The 19793-nt window shown below is 66.4% G+C and carries 19 protein-coding genes and 1 tRNA gene; 10 read left to right on the top strand and 10 right to left on the bottom strand.

Annotated elements, in window-relative coordinates:
* Window positions 1–36: 36 nt before the first annotated feature.
* The gene (gene mca, locus ACFTR6_RS17510; RefSeq protein ID WP_377958787.1) at window positions 37–942 is read right to left on the bottom strand and encodes a mycothiol conjugate amidase Mca; all 906 of its coding nucleotides are present in this window, start codon (window positions 940–942) and stop codon (window positions 37–39) included.
* 84 nt (window positions 943–1026) lie between these two features.
* Here mca and ACFTR6_RS17505 point away from each other — a divergent pair, with 84 nt between their 5' ends.
* Both ACFTR6_RS17505 and greA read left to right on the top strand, forming a co-directional pair.
* The gene (locus tag ACFTR6_RS17505) at window positions 1027–1497 is read left to right on the top strand and encodes a DUF4307 domain-containing protein (RefSeq protein WP_377958786.1); all 471 of its coding nucleotides are present in this window, start codon (window positions 1027–1029) and stop codon (window positions 1495–1497) included.
* Window positions 1498–1700: 203 nt separating this feature from the next.
* The gene (greA, locus tag ACFTR6_RS17500; RefSeq protein WP_076798386.1) at window positions 1701–2195 is read left to right on the top strand and encodes a transcription elongation factor GreA; all 495 of its coding nucleotides are present in this window, start codon (window positions 1701–1703) and stop codon (window positions 2193–2195) included.
* Between the two features lie 133 nt (window positions 2196–2328).
* On the opposite strand, the gene ACFTR6_RS17495 is transcribed toward greA, so the two are convergent.
* The 4 genes from ACFTR6_RS17495 to ACFTR6_RS17480 all read right to left on the bottom strand — a co-directional run bounded on the left by ACFTR6_RS17495 (window position 2329) and on the right by ACFTR6_RS17480 (window position 6602).
* A complete protein-coding gene (locus ACFTR6_RS17495; protein WP_377958785.1) occupies window positions 2329–2934 on the bottom strand; it encodes a rhomboid family intramembrane serine protease in 606 nt (201 codons plus the stop codon).
* Window positions 2935–2942: 8 nt separating this feature from the next.
* Window positions 2943–4181 carry a threonine ammonia-lyase gene (ilvA, locus tag ACFTR6_RS17490; protein WP_087873631.1) on the bottom strand — a complete coding sequence of 413 codons (1239 nt, stop codon included), beginning with the start codon at window positions 4179–4181 and terminating at the stop codon, window positions 2943–2945.
* A gap of 3 nt (window positions 4182–4184) precedes the next feature.
* On the bottom strand, window positions 4185–5582 hold the full coding sequence (locus tag ACFTR6_RS17485; RefSeq protein ID WP_377958784.1) for an AI-2E family transporter: 1398 nt from the start codon (window positions 5580–5582) through the stop codon (window positions 4185–4187).
* A gap of 66 nt (window positions 5583–5648) precedes the next feature.
* Window positions 5649–6602, bottom strand: coding sequence for an aldose 1-epimerase family protein (locus ACFTR6_RS17480; RefSeq protein WP_377958783.1), 954 nt, complete (start codon window positions 6600–6602; stop codon window positions 5649–5651).
* A 179-nt stretch (window positions 6603–6781) separates the two neighbouring features.
* Between ACFTR6_RS17480 and ACFTR6_RS17475 the strand changes: the two genes are divergently transcribed.
* Genes ACFTR6_RS17475 through ACFTR6_RS17460 form a run of 4 tightly spaced genes read left to right on the top strand, consistent with a single transcriptional unit; the run spans window position 6782 to window position 11235 of the window.
* Window positions 6782–7627 carry a DeoR/GlpR family DNA-binding transcription regulator gene (locus ACFTR6_RS17475; RefSeq protein ID WP_377958782.1) on the top strand — a complete coding sequence of 282 codons (846 nt, stop codon included), beginning with the start codon at window positions 6782–6784 and terminating at the stop codon, window positions 7625–7627.
* A complete protein-coding gene (gene galT / locus ACFTR6_RS17470) occupies window positions 7624–8802 on the top strand; it encodes a galactose-1-phosphate uridylyltransferase (protein ID WP_377958781.1) in 1179 nt (392 codons plus the stop codon). The genes ACFTR6_RS17475 and galT overlap by 4 nt, the downstream gene beginning before the upstream one ends.
* Window positions 8799–9956 (top strand): galactokinase, encoded by a 1158-nt coding sequence (gene galK / locus ACFTR6_RS17465; protein ID WP_377958780.1) that lies wholly within the window; start codon window positions 8799–8801, stop codon window positions 9954–9956. Before galT ends, galK begins: the two co-directional genes overlap by 4 nt.
* A 40-nt stretch (window positions 9957–9996) precedes the next feature.
* Window positions 9997–11235 carry an acetyl-CoA C-acetyltransferase gene (locus ACFTR6_RS17460; protein ID WP_377958779.1) on the top strand — a complete coding sequence of 413 codons (1239 nt, stop codon included), beginning with the start codon at window positions 9997–9999 and terminating at the stop codon, window positions 11233–11235.
* Window positions 11236–11325: 90 nt separating this feature from the next.
* On the opposite strand, the gene ACFTR6_RS17455 is transcribed toward ACFTR6_RS17460, so the two are convergent.
* The gene (locus tag ACFTR6_RS17455) at window positions 11326–12264 is read right to left on the bottom strand and encodes a Bax inhibitor-1/YccA family protein (RefSeq protein WP_377958778.1); all 939 of its coding nucleotides are present in this window, start codon (window positions 12262–12264) and stop codon (window positions 11326–11328) included.
* Between the two features lie 356 nt (window positions 12265–12620).
* Here ACFTR6_RS17455 and ACFTR6_RS17450 point away from each other — a divergent pair, with 356 nt between their 5' ends.
* The 4 genes from ACFTR6_RS17450 to ACFTR6_RS17435 are packed head-to-tail and all read left to right on the top strand — an operon-like array spanning window position 12621 to window position 16689.
* A complete protein-coding gene (locus ACFTR6_RS17450; protein WP_076803499.1) occupies window positions 12621–13916 on the top strand; it encodes a branched-chain amino acid ABC transporter permease in 1296 nt (431 codons plus the stop codon).
* A gap of 9 nt (window positions 13917–13925) precedes the next feature.
* The gene (locus ACFTR6_RS17445) at window positions 13926–14894 is read left to right on the top strand and encodes a branched-chain amino acid ABC transporter permease (RefSeq protein WP_076798395.1); all 969 of its coding nucleotides are present in this window, start codon (window positions 13926–13928) and stop codon (window positions 14892–14894) included.
* A complete protein-coding gene (locus ACFTR6_RS17440; protein ID WP_076798396.1) occupies window positions 14891–15922 on the top strand; it encodes an ABC transporter ATP-binding protein in 1032 nt (343 codons plus the stop codon). Before ACFTR6_RS17445 ends, ACFTR6_RS17440 begins: the two co-directional genes overlap by 4 nt.
* Window positions 15919–16689: an ABC transporter ATP-binding protein gene (locus ACFTR6_RS17435; RefSeq protein WP_076798397.1), complete on the top strand. Its 771-nt coding sequence runs from the start codon at window positions 15919–15921 to the stop codon at window positions 16687–16689. The genes ACFTR6_RS17440 and ACFTR6_RS17435 overlap by 4 nt, the downstream gene beginning before the upstream one ends.
* A gap of 72 nt (window positions 16690–16761) precedes the next feature.
* Here ACFTR6_RS17435 and ACFTR6_RS17430 read toward each other — a convergent pair whose 3' ends face one another.
* From ACFTR6_RS17430 to ACFTR6_RS17415, 4 genes are all read right to left on the bottom strand, one after another.
* Entirely contained in the window at window positions 16762–17616 is an 855-nt protein-coding gene (locus ACFTR6_RS17430) for an IS3 family transposase (protein ID WP_377958777.1), read from the bottom strand.
* The gene (locus ACFTR6_RS17425) at window positions 17613–17936 is read right to left on the bottom strand and encodes a helix-turn-helix domain-containing protein (protein WP_157365201.1); all 324 of its coding nucleotides are present in this window, start codon (window positions 17934–17936) and stop codon (window positions 17613–17615) included. Before ACFTR6_RS17425 ends, ACFTR6_RS17430 begins: the two co-directional genes overlap by 4 nt.
* Window positions 17937–18194: 258 nt before the next feature.
* Window positions 18195–19541, bottom strand: a complete 1347-nt coding sequence (locus ACFTR6_RS17420) for an ABC transporter substrate-binding protein (protein WP_076798398.1) — start codon at window positions 19539–19541, stop codon at window positions 18195–18197.
* A gap of 173 nt (window positions 19542–19714) precedes the next feature.
* Window positions 19715–19788, bottom strand: a tRNA-Leu gene (locus ACFTR6_RS17415).
* Window positions 19789–19793 lie beyond the last annotated feature (5 nt).

The raw sequence follows: 19793 nt of genomic DNA, 5'->3' as shown, positions 1-19793 counted from the left end.
AAACTTTCTACGCGGGATAGAAAATGTCTCTTGTCTCTATCTTAGCCCCGCGAACAGGTCCTTTTCCGGCAGCTCCGGGGCCACCTTCGACTGGATCAGCGTGTAGTCCTCCCAGGGCCAGACGCGCGCCTGCATCTCGGCCGACACGGCGAAGAAGAAGCCCAGCGGGTCCACCTGGGTCCGGTGGGCGCGCAGCGCGTTGTCACGGGTCTCGAAGAAGTCGCCGCAGTCCACCTGGGTGGTGGTCTCATGCGTGGGCGGAGGCGGCGTGTGGCCTTCGGCGTCGGCCTCGAGCCAGGCGGCAAGGCGCTGCGCGTAGGGCGACTGGAGGCCGGCCTCCTCCAGCGCGAAGTGCAGCGCACGGAAGCGTTCGGGGCTGAACGCGCGGTCGTAGTAGAGCTTGCTGGGCTCCCACGCCTCCCCGGTGCCCGGATACCTGGCGGGGTCGCCCGCGGCTTCGAAGGCTTCCACCGCAACCCGGTGCGCCATGATGTGGTCCGGATGCGGGTAGCCGCCGTTCTCGTCATAGCTGACCATGACGTGCGGCTTGAAGTCCCGGACCAGCCTGACGAGGGGCGCCGCAGCGCGTTCCAGGGGCTGCAGGGCAAAGCAGCCAGCCGGCAGCGGCGGGAGCGGATCGCCTTCAGGCAGCCCCGAGTCCACGAAGCCCAGCCAGCGCTGCCGGATACCGAGGATCCGGGCGGCCTCGTTCATCTCGAGGCGCCGGGCACCGGCCATGTCCCGCTTCGGATGGGGCGCGGTCTCCATGGCGGGGTTCTGGATGTCGCCGCGGGAGCCGTCCGTGCAGGTTGCGACCATCACATCCACGCCGGCCGCGGCGTACATCGCCATGGTGGCTGCGCCCTTGCTGGATTCGTCATCCGGGTGGGCGTGGACTGCCAGCAGGCGAAGCTTGGACGTCTGGCTGGTGGACGCTGTCATCTGGGACTGCTCCTCTTTCTCCTGGGACGGACTGCAATGCTGACGCCGGATATTTCCCGCGTTGATCGCCACTAAACTGGAAGGGTGACTACCGAGGACAAGTCGGCCACCGCCCAGCCTGCAGACATTAGCCTAGCCAATCGCTATGGCCGCCCAAAGCGCAGGATGTCCGGGAAGGCCAAGCGCTGGGCGGGAATCGCTGCGCTTGCGGCCGGGATGGGCTTTCTGGCCTGGGTGTCCACGTCCAATGCCACGGCGTCGGTGACGTTCAAGGACATCGGCTACCGGACCACGGATGCCACCCAGGCCGAAGTGGACTTCCAGGTGACGAGGGAACCCGGCACGGCAGTCAAGTGCGCCGTCAAGGCGCTCGATTCCAAGTTCGCGGTGGTCGGCTGGAAGGTGGTCGACATCCCGCCCGTCCCGCAGGAGGCGCAGGGCGAAAGCGCCGACGGCGGACGCACACTCGCCCAGCGGGTTGTCCTGCGCACCGAATCGCAGGCCGTCTCGGGCGTCGTGGACAGCTGCTGGATCCCGAAGCCCGCGGCCTCCTAGACCCGATTAGGCACGCCGGGTAAGCGGGCAGCAGAAGAAGCTATGTGACCCACGCCCCTTGATTATTGGGTTTACTCCACAGGATTGACTACAATGAATCAATACCTTTACCCCGCTGAGATGGTTGCTGAGTTCCACAGGTGGCCACCGTGGCGGGGTCTTTGTTTGTATGACCGCTTGTACACCCACTAGAGGAGAAGTCCGTGTCTACCACTAACAGTGCGCCTGCAGCTTGGCTTACCCAGGAAGCTTTTGACCGCCTGAAGGCAGAGCTGGACCATCTTTCCGGCGCCGGCCGGGCGGAAATCGTCCAGAAAATCGATGCCGCGCGTCAGGAGGGCGACCTCAAGGAGAACGGCGGTTACCACGCTGCGAAGGAAGAGCAGGGCAAGATCGAGGCCCGCATCCGCCAGCTGACCGTCCTGCTCCGCGATGCCCACGTCGGCGAGGCACCGGCCGACGACGGAATCGTTGAGCCCGGCATGATCGTCGTCGCCCGCATCGCCGGTGACGAGGAGACCTTCCTGCTCGGCTCCCGCGAAATCGCCGGCGACTCCGACCTCGACGTCTTCAGCGAGAAGTCCCCGCTCGGTTCCGCCATCATGGGCCACAAGGAGGGCGACAAGCTCAGCTACACCGCCCCCAACGGCAAGGACATCTCGGTAGAGATCATTTCCGCCAAGCCCTACTCCGGCTAACACCGCATCCGTCCGCGGTCGCTGCAAACGCACGACGCCGGCCCTCCCCTTCCGGGGACGGCCGGCGTCGTGCTTTAACCCGTCTTAGCCCTGCTTGCGCCGCATAGCGGCATTCAGAGCAGTTCAGCTGTGTTCAGCGGCGGGAGGCCCGTGCCCGCAGCAGCACGGCGGCCAGGACGCCGCCTGCGGCGCCGCCGAGGTGCGCCTGCCAGGAGACGTACCCCGCCAGGTTCGGAATGATCCCGAAAAGGATGCCGCCGTAGGCGAGGAACAGCACCACCGAGAGGAGAATCTGCCACCAGCTGCGGTTGATGAAGCCGCGCACCAGGAGGAACGCGAACAGGCCGAAGACCAGGCCGGACGAGCCCACGGTGACCCCGCCGGCGCCAAACAGCCAGACGGCCAGGCCGGAGCCCAGCCAGCTGCAGGCGATGGCCGTGAGGAAGACCCGGAGCCCGGACAGGAACACCAGGAACCCGAAGATGATCAGCGGCAGCGCATTGGACAGCACGTGGTTGAGGCTGGCGTGCAGCAGCGGGAAGGTGAACACGTCCAGGACGCCGTCGGCGCTTCTGGGCCTGAGCCCGAAGACACCGTTCAGGGAGTGCAGCAGCACCGTGTTGAGCAGTTCGATGGCGAACAGGAGCGCCACGAAGGAACCCACCACCAGCAGTCCGCCCCTGGCACGGGCGGCAGCCGTTGCCCTGCCGGCCGGCGCCTCTCCGGAACTGTCCAGCATGCCGGCTCCTAGTGCACCACGATCGGCTGGAATCCCTCGGCGCGCAGGGCACCGAGGACCTGTTCGCCGTGTTCGTGGCCCTTGGTTTCCAGGTTCACGGTGATGGACACGTCGCCCATGCTGATGGAGCCGCCCACCCGGGTGTGGTCGAGGCCGGTGACGTTGGCATCGTTCTCGGCGATGATCCGCGCGATGGTGGCCAGCGAACCCGGCCGGTCATCGAGCATCATGCGCACGGTCATGTAGCGGCCGGCGGCGGACAGGCCGCGCTGGATCACCTTGAGCATCAGCATGGGGTCGATGTTCCCGCCGGAGAGCACGACGGCGGTGGTTCCCGGGTTTTCGATCTTGCCGTCCATGAGGGCCGCCACGCCCACGGCACCGGCGGGCTCCACCACCATCTTGGCCCGTTCCAGCAGGAAGATCAGGGCACGGGCCAGCGAGTCCTCGCTGACCGTGACCACGTCATCCACCAGTTCACGGATGATGCTGAACGGAAGCTGGCCGGGGCGGCCGACGGCGATGCCGTCGGCCATGGTGGAAACCTTCTTGAGCGGCACCAGGGCATCCGCTGCCAGCGACGGCGGGTAGGCGGCCGCATTCTCTGCCTGGACGCCGATGATGCGGATGTCGCGGCCGAGCTCCTTGGCGCGGGCCTTCACGGCAACCGCGACGCCGGCCAGCAAGCCCCCGCCGCCGACCCCCATGAGGATGGTGTCAACATTGGGCACCTGCTCGAGGATCTCCAGGCCCAGCGTGCCCTGGCCTGCCACGACGTCCACGTTGTCGAAGGGGTGGACGAAGACCGCTCCCGTGTCGTCGGCGTAGCGCTGGGCCTCGGCCAGGGCTTCATCCACGTTGTGCCCGTGCAGGACCACCTCGGCGCCGTGGCTGCGCGTGGCGGCAAGCTTGGGCAGGGCCACGCCGAGCGGCATGTAGATCCGGGCCTTGATGCCCAGGCTCTTGGCGGCAACCGCCACACCCTGGGCATGGTTGCCTGCTGAGGCGGCCACCACGCCACGCTTCTTCTCGGATTCGGAGAGGCGCGCCATCCGCACGTACGCACCGCGCACCTTGAAGGAGCCGGCGCGCTGCAGGTTCTCACACTTGAAATAGACCTCGCCGCCCACCATGCCGCCCAGGGCCCGGGAGGACTCCACCGGTGTCCGCGCAATAATCCCGTCCAGCAGCTTCTGCGCCTCAAGGACATCGTCCAGCGTGACGGGAAGGCTTTCGGGGGTGTTCACGAACTATTCTCCTTTGGGTGATTCAACGTCGGCACCCGGGGCAGCGTTGCCGTCCGGGGCGCCGTGTGCAGTGCCGGCAGGGTTGCCGTGGCCGGAATGCGAGCCCGGCAGCCGGACATCCTTGAACGTGTTGTCCTCGTCGGCAGAGGCCGGGTCTGCGGTACCCGCGGCAGCCGGCACAAGTTCATGTTCCCACGTTCTGGCAGCAATATACCGAATCGCCGAATTTGCTACGGCCAGGATGGGCACCGAGAACAGCGCACCGGGGATGCCGGCAAGGTAGGAACCGGCGGCAACGGACAGGATCACGGCCACCGGGTGCAGGGCAACAGCCTTGCCCATGACCAGCGGCTGCAGGATGTGGCTTTCCAGTTGCTGCACCAGCAGCACGATGCCCAGCATGATCAGGGCGTTGACCGGGCCGTTGGCCACCAGCGCGAGCAGCACCGCGATGGCGCCCGTCACCAGCGCACCGACGATGGGGATGAAGGAGCCGATGAAGACCAGCACCGCCAGGGGCAACGCCAGCGGGACTCCGATGATCGCCGCGCCGGCGCCGATGCCCACGGCGTCCACGAATGCCACAAACATCTGGATCCGGGCATAGCTGACCATGGACGCCCAGCCGCGCCGGCCGGCGCCGTCAGTGGCCGCGCGGGCCTGGCGCGGCAGGAGCCGGACCAGGAACGCCCAGATGCGGCTGCCCTCGAGGAGGAAGAAGATCAGGATGAACAGGGCCAGGATCATGCCGGCCGCGAAATGACCGGCAGTGCTGCCGAAGGAGAGCGCCCCGCTGAGGATGCTGCTGCTGTTGTTCTGCAGTGCCGCCGTGGCTTCCTTGATGTACTGATCGATCTGCGCCGCGCTCAGGTGCAGCGGCCCCTGGGCCAGCCAGTCCTGGATCTGCTGGATGCCGGTCAGGGCTTCGCTCCACAGCTCCTGGAAACCGAGGGCAAGCTGCCGGCCGACGAGCGCCAGGGAGCCGGCGATAAGGCCGATGAAGGCAAGGACGGTGATCGCGACGGCGGCGCCGTTGGGCACCTGGGACTCCCGCAGCCAGCGCACCACCGGACTCAGCAGGCCGGCCAGCAGCGCTGCCACCATAACGGGAATGATGAGGAAACTGACCTTGGCGAGCAGCCAGACCAGTGCCCCGGTGATCAGCAGGATCAGGCCCAGCCGCCAGGCCCATGCCGCCGCAATGCGCACGCCGTAGGGAATGTCCTGCTCCAGGTCACGGTCGGTGCGGATGCGCCGCGGCTCGAGGCGCTCGAACGGGCCGCGACCGACGGGCCCGGCGCCCGCTGCTGCGCCTGCCCCGCCGGTGTTGCCGCCGCTCCCGGTGGCGCTGGCGCCCGTGTTGGCTGCGTTGTCTGGTGTGGCGTCCCTTGCTGGCGTCATAGCCCAATACTTCCCTAGCCGCAGGGTTATGGGAAAGCGGAGTAGGAGGAACAGGGCCCGCCTGACCTAGCCCAGGTCGGCGCGGATGCCCCAGGTAGCCGTGAACGAGTCGCCGGGGGCCAGCCAGCGGAGGCTGTCCCCCGAGTTGAAGGCATTGGCCGGGCCGGTCATCGGTTCCAGCGCCACGGCTGCGGGCCGGCCCGGGTAGATGCGGCTGACAAAGACGTGGACGAACGGGCAGGTCTCGTCCTGCCAGAGGCTTACGCTGCGGCCGTCCGGAGCCGTCAGCGTGTGCCGGGCGATGCCGCCGTCGAACTCCAGATCGGTCAGGGCGGCGTCGAGATCCAGCTCCCCCACCGTCCTCCCCCGGCGCAGGTCGCTGTCCGCCGAAACCGGCTCGGAGCTGCGGGGGATCATCCGCGCATCCGCCACCAGCCGCGTGGCGGCGTTCACGGTCAGGGTGAGTTCCTCGGAGGGAACATCGCCAATCCGGAGGTAGGGGTGCGCACCGAGCACGAACGGCGCCTCGGCCCCGGAATCATTGACCAGGGTTTGCCGCACCTCCAGGCCCAGGTCTTCGGCCAGGGAGTACTCCACCCGGTGCCGTACCAGGAAGGGGTAGCCGTGCTGGGGGAACACGGGCGCCTCAAGAGTCACGGCAAACTCGGATTCGGCCACCAGGGCGTACGACGCATTCCGCAGCAGCCCGTGGCTGGCGTTGTTTTTGGAAACCTCGGTGATATCCAGCTGCTGCTTCTTGCCGTTCAGGTGCCATACCCCGTCCTCCACCCGGTTGGCCCACGGCGCCAGCGTGATGCCCGCCGCGCCGGGCGGAATGTCGGAATCCCCGTAGGACTCGGTCAGCTGAACGCCTCCCCGGCTGTACCACCGCAGCCCGGCAGCCAGCTCAGTGACCACGGCGAGCGCGTCGCCCCGCCTGAGCTCGTACTGGCTGCCCGTGGCGTAGCGCCGCTGAGCCTGGACGGAATCGCTGGTTTCGGAAGTCGCGCCGGAAGTCATGGACCTACCGTACAACGCACATACGGCAACCCATGCCCCATGAGGGAACGAACAGCCCTGTTATCTTTTGGTAGAAAGTATTTGTTTTTGATCGTTTTGTGCCACAATGGATTCCGGAGCCCGAAAGTGGCCGGGCCCACAAACACAGACGCCTGGGTCACCGGGGAAGGAGGAGACAAGTGCTCGCAACGCAGCGGCAGCACCGCATCCTCCAGGAGCTCGACGCGGAAGGAACCGTCCGCGTGGCAGCGCTGGCAGACCTGCTTCGCGTCTCCGAAATGACCGTCCGCCGCGACATCGACGTGCTCGACGCCGAAGGCCTGCTGCTGCGGGTTCACGGCGGCGCCACCCGTGCCTCCTCCTTCAGCACACTTGAACCGGGGTTCGGCGCCAAATCGGCACGGGAAACGGATGCGAAACGGGCCATCGCCGCGGAGGCGCTCACGCTGCTCCGCCCCGGCATGACCCTGCTGGTTTCCGGCGGCACCACCACTCACGAGCTCTCGCGGCTGCTCCCCCGGGATCTCGGGCTCACGGTAGCCACCAACTCCCTCATGGTGGCCAACTCATTGGGTCCGGCCGGCGACGGCGGCATCCGCACCGTGGTGCTCGGCGGCCAGCGCACCCCGTCCGAAGCCCTCGTTGGCCCGGTGACGGTGCATGCGCTGGACAACCTGCACGCCGACCTGTGCTTCATGGGCGTGCACGGCTTCGACCCGAAGGCCGGCATCACCTCGCCGAATCTCCTCGAGTCCGAGGTCAACGCCACCATGGTCGCTGCCTCCGACAGATTGGCAGTGCTCGCCGACGCCACCAAATACGGGACCGTGGGGCTCGCCCGGATCGCCCCGCTATCCGCCGTCAGCACCCTCATCAGCGACGACCGGATCAGAACGGGTACCGCCGGCCCCGGCGCCGAGAACCTGCTCCGGCAGTCCGTCGGCGAGCTGCGGCTGGCGCCGGTAAACCAAACATTGCTGAACCAACCACCCATGACCCCCGCGTTCAAAGGACACGACGCATGACCCACATCACCAGCACCCAGCTCGCCGACGGCCGCGAACTGCTCAATTTCGACGACGCCGGCTCAACCCGCCCGCGGTCCGTGGAGCTCACGCAGGACGGCCGGGACCTTCCGCCCCGCGGCGAGCCGGGCGAAGTCCGGTTCGACGCACTGACCGGCGAATGGGTGGCCGTGGCCGCGCACCGGCAGACACGTACCCACCTGCCGCCCGCGGACCAGTGCCCCATCTGCCCCACCACCGACGCCAACCCGTCCGAGATCCCGGCGCCGGACTACGACGTCGTGGTATTCGAGAACCGCTTCCCCTCCCTCGGCCCGGCCGTGGGCCCCGTCCCTGCCAACCCCGGCTGGGGTACCACCGGCCCGGCGTTCGGGCGCTGTGAGGTGGTCACCTTCACCCCGGAGCACACCGGATCGTTCAGCGGCCTGAGCGAAACCCGCGCCCGCACGGTGGTGGAGGCCTGGGCACACCGGACGGCTGCGCTCAGCGCGCTGCCAGGCATCAAACAGGTTTTCCCGTTCGAAAACCGTGGTGCGGACATCGGCGTCACCCTGCACCATCCGCACGGCCAGATCTACGCCTACCCGTACGTCACCCCGCGCGCCGCTGTCATGGGCGCCGCCGCCCGCAGGTTTTATGACGACGCCGGCGGGCAGCAGACGCTGACCGGCTCACTGTTGCGAGCCGAGCGGGAGGACGGCAGCCGGATGGTGCTGGAAAGCGACAGCTTCAGCGCCTACGTTCCCTTCGCTGCCCGGTGGCCGCTGGAGATCCACCTCGTCCCGCACCGCCAGGTCCCGGACCTGGCCGCGCTGAGCGGGGAGGAGAAGGACGAACTGGCCCACGTATACCTCGACCTGCTCAAGCGCCTCGACGCGCTCTATCCCACCCCGACGCCCTACATTTCAGCGTGGCACCAGGCACCTGTGGATGATCTCCTGCGTCCGGCCAGCTACCTGCACCTGCAGCTGACGTCCCCGCGCCGGGCGGAGGACAAGCTGAAGTTCCTGGCCGGCTCGGAGGCGGCCATGGGGGCCTTCATCAACGACACCACGCCCGAACAGGTGGCGGAGCGGCTCCGCTCGGTCACCGTCCCGGCATCCCCCGCCGAAGCCCTCGCTCCGGTTGCCCCCGGACTGATCGAACCGGACCTCATCGAAGGAGCCCACGCATGACCGCCCCCGCCACCACCGACCTCGAGGCGCGGTTTTCCGCCGCGTTCGGCCGCCAGCCCGACGGCGTGTGGCAGGCTCCCGGCCGGGTCAACGTGATCGGCGAACACACGGACTACAACGAGGGTTTCGTGCTGCCGTTTGCGATCGACAGGACCGCCCGCGTGGCCGTGGGGGTCCGCCCGGACTCCACCGTCCGGATGCTCTCGACCTACGGGGACCAGGGAATCACGGCGGCGGACACCTCGTCTCTGGAGGGCGGCACGGCCAAGGGCTGGACCAAGTACCCGCTGGGCGTCATCTGGTCCCTGCAGCAGCGCGGCATCGACGTCCCGGGACTGGACCTGCTGCTGGACTCCGATGTGCCGCTTGGCGCCGGGCTGTCCTCCTCGCACGCCATCGAATGCGCGGTGATCTCCGCACTCAACGACCTCACCGGCGCCGGCATGGGCCCGGAGGACATGGTGCTGGCCACACAACGTGCGGAGAACGACTTTGTCGGTGCGCCCACGGGCATCATGGACCAGTCCGCCTCGCTGCGCGGTTCGAAGGGCCACGCCGTGTTCCTGGACTGCCGCGACCAGAGCGTCGAACTGGTCCCCTTCGAGGCGGAGGCTGCTGGCCTCGTCCTGCTGGTAATCGACACCAAGGTCTCCCACTCCCATGCCGACGGCGGCTATGCCTCCCGCCGCGCCTCCTGCGAACTGGGTGCCCAGGTGCTGGGCGTCAGGGCGCTCCGCGACGTCACCGTGGGCGACCTCGAAGAGGCCAGCGGGCTGCTGGACGAGGTCACGTTCCGCCGCGTCCGGCACGTGGTCACAGAGAACGACCGTGTGCTGCAGACCGTGGAACTCCTGCGGCAGCAGGGACCGTCGGCCATCGGGGCCCTGCTCGATGCCAGCCACGCATCCATGCGCGACGACTTCGAGATTTCCTGTCCGGAACTGGATCTCGCCGTCGGGAGCTCACGGGCGAACGGCGCCATCGGCGCCCGGATGACCGGCGGAGGTTTTGGCGGAGCGGCCATTGCCCTGACTCCGGTGAGCGAGGAGCAGCAGGTGCGTGCCGCCGTCGTACATGCCTTTGCGGAGGCGGGGTACGCCGCACCGGACATCTTCACCGTCACCCCGGCGGCAGGGGCAATGCGGCTGGTATAGCTCCCCTGCGCGGAGGCGGGTCCGGGCGTAGGCTGGTCGCATGCCTGAAGCAGTCATTGTTTCAACCGCCAGGAGCCCGATCGGCCGCGCCTTCAAGGGCTCACTGAAGGATGAGCGGCCGGACGACATGGCCGCCGCCATGGTCCGGGCGGCGCTGGCCAAACTGCCGGCGTTCGACCCCACCGGGGACACCGGGCCCGGACTGGACGACCTCTATCTCGGCTGCGCCGAACCCAGCGGCGAGGCGGGATCCAACATGGCACGCGTCGTCACCATCCTCACCGGACTGGACAACGTACCCGCGGCCACCGTCAACCGGTTCTGCGCCTCCAGCCTGCAGACCCTTCGGATGGCCTTCCACGCCATCCGGGCGGGCGAGGGCCAGGCGTTCGTGGCGGCCGGCGTCGAAGCCGTGTCCCGCTACCAGGACTGGGCCGGGGCGGGCGAAACGGGAGCCAAAAACCACAACCCGCTGTTCGAACCGGCCCGCCAGCGGACAGCCGCACGGGCGGAGTCGAACACGCCCTGGACCGATCCGCGGCTGGGTGACCGGATGCCGGACATCTACATCGCCATGGGCCAGACGGCCGAGAACGTGGCCACGTCCTACGGGATCAGCCGTGCGGACCAGGATGAGTGGGCCGTGCTGAGCCAGAACCGGGCCGAGGCGGCGATCGCCTCCGGCTTCTACGCCCGCGAAATCACACCATACGGGCGGCGCGACGGCACGGTGGTGGACCGGGACGACTCGCCGCGCCCCGGCGTGAGCCTCGAGGCCGTCAGCGCCCTGCAGCCGGTCTTCCGGCGCGAGGGCACGGTCACTGCCGGCAATGCGTGCCCGCTCAATGACGGCGCCGCGGCCCTGGTGGTCATGAGCTACGACCTGGCCCGGGATCTCGGGCTGGAGCCGCTGGCCAGGATCGTCTCCACTGCGGCCACCGCGCTGTCCCCCGAACTGATGGGGATGGGGCCGGTGGAGGCCTCCAGGCAGGCGCTGGCCCGCGCCCGCCTGGACATGCGGGACATCGACCTCGTGGAGCTCAACGAGGCGTTCGCCGTCCAGGTGGTGGCCAGCGCCCGCGAACTCAAAATCGACCCGGTCAAGCTCAACATCCACGGCGGCGCCATCGCCTTGGGCCACCCTTTCGGCATGACCGGCGCGCGGATGACCACCACGCTGCTGAACGGCCTGCGCGAAACGGACGGAACGCTGGGCCTGGCCACCCTCTGCGTAGGCGGCGGCCAGGGCATGGCCGTGGTGCTGGAGCGGCTCACCTAGCTGAAGCCCTTTAACGCGAAAGTGGGCCCCGCCGGTTGGCGGGGCCCACTTTCATGTTATTGAGGAACGACGGCGGCAGCCGCTATGTGCCTATTCTTCCCCGCCGCGGAGGATCGCCAGCAGGCGGATGATTTCCACGTACAGCCACACGAGCGTGACGGTGAGGCCGAAGGCGGCGGTCCAGGAAAAGCGCTCCGGCGCTCCGGCGCGGACGCCGGCCTCGATGCTGGTGAAGTCCATGATCAGCGAGAAGGCAGCAAGGCCGATCGCGAGCAGGCCGACGAAGACGCCCAGCGGGATACCGAAGATCTCAAAGCTCGTGCGCAGGCCGAAGGGCGAATCCACCGCGCCGGTCCACATCATGATCATGTTGATCAGGGAAAAGACCGCGTAGCCGATGACCGCGATCATGAAGAAGCGCATTGCCTTGGGCGTGGCGCGGACCTTGCCGCTCTTGAAGAGCACCAGGGTCACGGCGAACACGGACAGCGTGCCGATGACCGCCTGCAGGCCGACGCCCGGGTACATGCCGTCGAGGATGCGGGTCAGGCCGCCGAGGAACAGGCCTTCGAGGGCGGCGTAGGCCAGGATGAGGGCCGGCGAGGGCTGCTTCTTGAACGTGTTGACCAGGGCCAGGACAAAGCCGCCGAGCGCGCCGACGATCATGAGCATGCTGGCGAGCGACAGGCTCACCGTCAGGGTGACGGCCGCGCCAACCACTACCGCCGCGAGGCAGATGGCGGTCTTGACGATGACGTCGTCGAAGGTCATCCGCCCGGTTTCGGCGGGGCCGGCCGCCGGCCGGTTGTACATCTGCTGCAGCTGGTCGTTGGTCATGTTCTGCTGCTGCGACATCCAGCCGGACTGGGCGTCCATGACCGAGCCGGGAGCGCGGCCCTGGCCGTACTGCGGCTGGCCAAACTGGTTCTGGCCGTAGTTGTTCTGGCCGTACGCCTGCGGGACAGGCGGTGCCTGGGTGGCTTCACGGAAATTCTTTCCGTTGAAGATCGGGTTTCCGCCAAGTGCCATTGCGGGTGTCCTCCGTCTAGGGGGTTGAGTGTTGGTTCTAAAGCTCACGCTATCAATTCCTACGCACTAACGGCAGGGAAAGTTCCGCTGTGGCAGCGGACTTTTCAGTTGTTACCGGATCGCTATCTGATGGTCAGCTCCGCCCGCGATGTTTGTACTGCCCGCGCTGTACGATAAGCGGGTCAGGGTGACGGATATCACAGCTGGTCAAGCCCCGCTTCACCAGCAGGAACTCTCTTCCGTCCGCCGCCCTCCGTTCGCAGCGGCTGCAACGAAGCAGCCGCAACCACCCCCACGTGGAGGTTTTCAATTTGAGACGCACACCGAGAGGGCTGCCTATCCGGCGGCCGGCCGGGCTGCTGAAGGTATGGGGGGCCATTGCCTCCGCCGTCGTGGCACTTCTGCTGGTCGCAGCACCGGCATCGCAGGCAGGCACTCCAGCTCCGACACCACCCCCGTCGAACCAGCAGTTCCAGAACAGCATCAGCGGCTTCCTCCGCGACGATACCCGGCGTCCCCTCGAAGGCGTCAAGATCACCGCCAAGAGCGGCGACTTCACCGGCGAGGCAACCTCGGGCGCCAACGGCTCCTGGCGGATTGGCGTTCCCACCCAGGGCACCTACGAAATCGAACTGGACGAGTCAACGCTTCCGGAGGGCATCACGCTCGCCGAGGGCCAGTCGAATCCCCGCAACGTCACGTTCAGCCAGACGTCAAACCTCTCGGTCATCTTCGCCTTCGGCAAGGGCATCGTGGTGCAGCAGCAGGACTTCGGCCAGAACCTCCTCAACCGGCTTGTGGCCGGCCTTAGCTTCGGCCTGCTGCTGGCCCTTGCCTCGGTGGGCCTGTCCCTGATCTTCGGCACCACCGGGCTCACCAACTTTGCGCACGGCGAGATGGTGACGCTCGGCGCCGTGCTGGTCTTCGGATTCAGCGCCCTGAACCTGCCCTTCTGGCTGGCCATCATCCTGGCCCTGCTCGGCGGCGGACTCCTTGGCTATGTGCAGGACACCGGGCTGTGGCGCCCGCTGCGGCGCCGCGGCACGGGCCTGGTGCCCATGATGATTGTCAGCATCGGCCTTGCCCTGGCGGTCCGCTACATCATCCAGTTCTACTTCGGCGGGGCCACGCAGCAGCTGCCCTTCGCGCAGAGCGCCGAAATCCAGATCGGCCCGGTCTCCATCTCCCCCAACAACCTGTGGTCCCTGGTCATCAGCGCCATCGTGATCGCCCTCCTGGGCATCGTGCTGCTGAAGACCAGGCTCGGCAAGGCGACCCGCGCGGTGGCCGACAACCCCGCCCTGGCCGCCGCTTCCGGCATCGACGTCGACGGCGTCATCCGCCTGGTCTGGATCGTGGGCGGTGTCCTGGCCTCCCTGGGCGGCATCCTCTGGGCCTACTACCGCCCGGGCGTCACCTTCGACATGGGCTCGCAGATCCTGCTGCTCATCTTCGCAGGCGTGACCCTTGGCGGCCTCGGCACCGTTTTCGGCGCACTCGTCGGGTCCATCATCGTCGGCATCTTCGTCGAACTGACCACAGTGTTCGGCCTCGCGGCCGACCTCAAATACGTGGGAGCACTCTTCATCATGATCGTTGTCCTCTTGTTCCGGCCCCAGGGCATCCTGGGCCGCCGCGAGCGCGTGGGTTAGGAGACAGCCATGGACTTTGGATTTATCCTTGCCAGCGCTGCTGGGGAACTTTTCAGCCCGACGACGGCGGCCTACGCCCTCGCGGCGCTCGGCCTCGCCGTGCATTTCGGCTACTCGGGCCTGCTGAACTTCGGCCAGGCCGGCTTCATGGCGGTGGGCGCCTACGGCTTCGCCATCTCGACCCTCAGCTTCCGGGTGCCCTTCTTCGTGGGGCTGCTGATCGCCGTCGTCTGCTCGGTGCTCTTTGCGCTGGTGCTGGGCATTCCCACGCTCCGCCTGCGGGCCGACTACCTGGCCATCGTTACCATCGCCGCAGCGGAAATCGTGCGCTACGTCGTCACCACCAACCAGCTCACGTCCGTGACCGGTTCCGCCAATGGGCTTGCCGCCTTCGAAGGCGGGTTCTATTCGATGAACCCGTTCCCTGAGGGCTCCTATTTCGGCATGAACAACCGGGACTTCTTCATCCGGGTGGTGGGCTGGGGACTCGTGGCGGTCGGCTGCGTCCTTGTCTGGCTCCTGATGCGCAGCCCTTGGGGCCGCGTCCTGAAAGGCATCCGCGAGGACGAGAACGCGGTGCGTTCACTCGGCAAGAACGTGTACGCCCACAAGATGCAGGCACTCGTGATCGGCGGCATCTTCGGTGCGCTGGCCGGAATGATCTTCACGCTCCCCCGGGGCGCCGTGCAGCCGGCCAACTACGGCACCGAGCTGACGTTCTTCCTGTGGACCTGCCTGCTGCTGGGCGGCATGGCAACAGTCCTCGGGCCGGTGATCGGCGCCATGATCTTCTGGGTGGTCCTGTCCCTCACGCAGGGCGTTCTGTACGGTCTCATCGAATCCGGCGCGGTGACCTGGCTGACCACGGTCCAGGCCGGTCAGCTGCGCTACATCCTGGTGGGCATCGCCCTGATGCTGCTGATGATCTTCAGGCCGCAGGGTGTCTTTGGCAACAAGAAGGAGCTGGCGTTCGCATGAGCAAGCACAGCGAGGAAGCAATGGAAGAGGGCGTCGACTACATGACGGACACCCGTCCGATCGCCGTCGGGGAAAACACCCCCGGCTGCAAGAAGCGGGACCCGATCGTCGTCGCCGAAAACGTCACCCGCAGCTTCGGGGGCATCAACGCCGTCGACGTCGACTACCTGGAGATTCCGCGGCACAAGATCACCGCCCTGATCGGCCCCAACGGGGCCGGCAAGACCACCCTGTTCAACCTGCTCACCGGCTTCGATACGCCGAACTCGGGCAAGTGGCAGTTCGAGGGCCAGAGCATCGCCGGGGTGTCCTCCTACAAGGTGGCGCGGATGGGCATGGTGCGAACCTTCCAGCTCACCAAGGTCATGGGCAAGCTCACCGTCATGGAGAACATGCGGCTCGGCGCGTCCAACCAGCCGGGTGAAAGGCTGTCCAAGGCCCTGTTCAAGAACATCTGGGGCGGCCGGGAGAAGGAGATCACCGAGCACGCCAACGTCCTGCTGGAGAAGTTCAAGCTCGACACCAAGAAGGACGACTACGCGGCCTCGCTGTCCGGTGGCCAGCGCAAGCTGCTGGAGATGGCGCGTTCCCTGATGGTCCGTCCCAAACTGGTGATGCTGGACGAACCGATGGCAGGGGTCAACCCGGCACTGACGCAGTCGCTGCTGGACCACATCAAAAACCTGAAGTCCGAGGGCATGACCGTCCTCTTCGTGGAACACGACATGCACATGGTCCGGCACATCGCCGACTGGGTGGTGGTCATGGCCGAAGGGAAGATCGTGGCCGAGGGCCCCCCGGGCGAGGTCATGAAGGACCCCGCCGTCATCGACGCCTACCTGGGCGCCCACCACGACGTCGATCTTGGCGACACCGAGGGCATTCGGGAGCTGGAGCAGGAACTGGCGGCGGATGAGGAGTCCATCGTCGGCACCGAGAATGCGGGCATCATCGCCGTGGACGCTGTGGCACCTGACCTCCGGCCCGGCGGATCATCTGCCATCCCCACAGACAAGGACAAGGAATGAGTGCCACGAGCCCGGCCCCGGCCGCAAACAGCGCAGCAGAGGACGGCGTCGTCGTCAAAGTCACGGACCTGGTGGCCGGCTACCTCCCCGGCGTCAACATCCTCAACGGGTGCAGCATCGAGGCCCGGAAGGGCGAGCTGATCGGCATTATCGGCCCGAACGGGGCCGGCAAGTCCACCCTGCTGAAGGCCATGTTCGGGCTGGTCAAGGTGCACTCCGGGTCCGTCGTGGTCCGGGGCCGTGACCTCACGGGACTGAAGGCCAACAAGCTGGTGACCCAGGGCGTCGGATTCGTGCCGCAGACCAACAACGTCTTCGCCACGCTGACCATCGAGGAAAACATGCAGATGGGCATGTTCCAGCGTCCCAAGGACTTCGCCGAGCGCTTCGACTTCGTCACCAGCCTGTTCCCTGAACTCGGCAAACGCCGGGCGCAGCGTGCAGGGTCCCTGTCCGGCGGCGAGCGGCAGATGGTGGCGATGGGGCGGGCCCTGATGATGGAACCGGCGGTGCTGCTGCTGGACGAGCCCTCGGCAGGCCTCTCCCCCGTCAAGCAGGACGAGACGTTCCTGCGGGTGCACGAGATCAACCGGGCCGGCGTGTCCGTCATCATGGTGGAACAGAACGCCCGCCGCTGCCTGCAGATCTGCGACCGCGGCTACGTCCTGGACCAGGGCAGGGACGCGTACACCGGCACCGGCCGCGAGCTCATGAAGGACCCCAAGGTCATCCAGCTGTACCTCGGCACGCTGGCGGACGAGCACTAGCCCCGCCAGGCACCACAGAGAAGCCCCCGTCCGGTGAACTGGTCCCCAGAAGTTGGACGGTTTAGTTAGAGCCTAGGCCACAAGGGCCTGAGCACGGTATTGCACCGGGCTCAGGCCCTTTAGCTTTGTGGAGATTCTCTCGGTGTTGTACCAGCGGATGTATTCGTGCAGTGCCGTAGCCAGTGCATCGGTGTTGAGGAACCGGACGTGGTGGAAGAGCTCTTCCTTGAGGTGTCCAAAGAAGTTCTCGATCACGGCGTTGTCGTAGCAGTTGCCTTTGCGGGACATGGATTGGACGGCGCCGGCGCCCTCCAGGAGCGTCCGCCACGAGGTGTGCCGGTACTGGAATCCCTGGTCTGAATGCACGAGCGGTTTCTGCCCGCTGTCGAGCGTTGTCAGTGCATTACGCAGTGAACTGTTGGTGAGCTTCAGGTTTGGCGACAGGCCGATGGAGTACGAGATGATCTGCCGGTCAAAGAGGTCCATGACCGGCGAGAGGTAGAGCTTGCGCTCTCCGACGCTGAACTCTGTCACATCAGTGACCCACTTCTGGTTCGGGGCAGTGGCGTCGAACTCCCGGTTCAGCAGGTTCGGCGCGGCAGTGCCCTGTTCGCCTTGGTAGGAGTTGTAGCGCTTCCGCTGCCGGACCTTGCAGACAAGCCCGAGTGCGCGCATTATCTTCAGCACCGTTTTCTTCGCGACCGTCCAGCCTTGGTTGAGCAGCTCCCTCTGCACGCGGCGGTGCCCGTAACGGCCATGGTTCTTCTTGAAGATGTCCATGATGGAGGACTTGAGTTCCTCTTGCGGGTCAGGGGCCAGGAGCCGGGCCTGGTGATAGAAGAACGTGGATCGGGCAAGACCTGAGACCTGCAGCAGAACCGGAAGAGAGAAGTCCGCCTTGAGGGCGATGAGAGCCTGAACCGTCACCGTTGTTTTTGAGCCCTCAAGGCCCGCAATTTTCCCAGGTAGGCCACTTCCGCCCGCAACCGCTCGTTCTCCCGCCGCAACCGCTCCAATTCGGACGTCTCCGCCGGCGGTGGGGCGTCGGGCTTCCGGGGCCGGCCTTTGGGCTTGGGGCGCAAGGCATCCACGCCTTCGCGACGATAGGCACGAGCCCACGTCTTCACCAATCCCGGCGAAGACAACCCAGCCTCGGCTGCCAGATCCGGGGCAGTCTCACCCGCGAGGAACCGTTCCACCAGCGCGAGCTTGAAGTCGAACGAATACGACTGTTTCGGTTTAGCCACCAGCGCTCCTTGACCATGGATCCTCCACCGCCGATACAGAAGCTTGACCGGCCAGCGCGACACGCCCAGCAAGGTGGCTGTCGCCGTATCTGCAAGGCCTTTCTCAAACCACGCTACCGCGGCCTCGCGCTGAGCCTCGGATAACGAACTACGTGCATGCATAAAACTGCTCCCCGGAAGTCGGAACTGAATTTCTCAGTCCAACTTCCGGGGAGCAGTTCACTGGACGGGGGCTTCTCTGTGCGGTGGGAAGCGGCTTTACAGCTTGCCGAATTCTTCCCTGGCCGGCGTGTACTTGTTGTCGTCCTGGTACTCGTAGATGCCGATGAAGGCTTCCGTCGGGTCACCGGCCTCGGAGAAGGTCACCGGACCGGACTGGCCGTCGTAGTCGATGTCCTTGCCATTGCGGAGCAGCGTGACGCAGGACGGGAAGTCCGTGCACTTCTCGCCGCCCTCGGAGACTGCCTTGAGCTGCTTGGCGATCTCCGCGCCCTTGGTGCTCTTGGCGGCCTCTGATGCCAGCGAAATCAGGTTGACGGCGTCGTAGGACTCGCCGGCGTAGCTGTAGTCCTTCAGGGCCGGGTCGATGGCGAGGAGCTCCTTCTTGAAGTCCTCCTTGGCGAAGGTGCCGGGGATGGTTCCCTGCGCGCCCTTCAGCGTGCCGGCCTTGAAGTCCTTGCTGTAGTCGGACGTGTTGCCATCCACCATGAACAGCTGGGTGGGCTTGATGCCCTTGCCGGTCAGCAGCGGAACGATGCTCTTGGCCTGGTCGAAGGTGATCAGCGCAATGGCATCCGGCTTCGCGGCGATGACCTTGTCCACCTGGCTGCTGAACTGCGAGTCACCCTCGTTGAAGAGTTCCTCGGCCACAACCTGGCCGCCGGCTGCCTCAAAGGCGGCCTTGATGTTCTTCTGCAGGCCCGTGCCGTAGGCATCGTTCAGGACGATCATGCCCACGGTCTGGGCACCACAGGTGGCCATGTAGTTACCCAGCACCTTGCCCTGCAGGACGTCCGACGGAGCGGTGCGCCAGTACAGGCCCTTGTCATCCCAGGTGGTGAAGTCGGGCGAGGTGTTGGCCGGCGAGAACTGGACCACGCCCGCGCCGGTGATCTGGTTGATCACGGTCTTGGACACGCCCGAGGAGGCGGCGCCGATGATGGCGCTGACACCCTGGCCGAGGAGTGCCGTGGTGGACTGCGTGGCGATGTCCGTCTTGGTGTCGCCGGAATCGCGGTGGACCACCTGGATCGGCTTGCCGAGCACGCCGCCGGCGTCGTTGACTTCCTTGACACCAAGGTTAACACCGGCGATTTCGGGTGGGCCAAGGAACGCCAGCGACCCCGTCGTCGGCAGAAGCGATCCAAGTTTCAGCGGTGTGGGGGTGGTGGTGGTCGCAGCCGGCACGTCGCCGGTCTGTGTTGCAGTACTGGTTGCCCCGGCCGTGGCACTGGGTGCAGGGCACGCGATGCCGCCTGCCGCTGCGGTGGTTTCGGTCGCGCTTGGGGTGGAGCCGCCACCACAAGCCGTGGCCAGAAGGGCGACGCCGAGGCTAAGCGCTGTGAGCTTAGCGACCCTGGGCGCCGCCTGGGGGAGTGAAATCATTGAGAATCTCCTCGATCCAAAGGTGCGTACGGCCTTTGATGCGATTTGTGGTCAGGGGTTCCTGAGCTAAATTCAAGCTAATCCAATTCGTGCAGGAACATAAGTGACTAAGGTCACATCCTCATAACACTCGTTGCATATTGGAACACCGGCGGCGCCGAGGAGAAATCTAGTACCCCAGGTGGGACTCGAACCCACAACACGCGGATTTTAAGTCCGCTGCCTCTGCCAATTGGGCTACTGGGGCGCCCG

Origin of the sequence: Arthrobacter sp. NPDC057009, assembly GCF_042673905.1 — a bacterium.
Taxonomy (GTDB): Bacteria; Actinomycetota; Actinomycetes; order Actinomycetales; family Micrococcaceae; genus Arthrobacter.
Note: the sequence above shows the minus strand (reverse complement) of the source record. Positions and strands in the feature narration are given on the sequence as shown.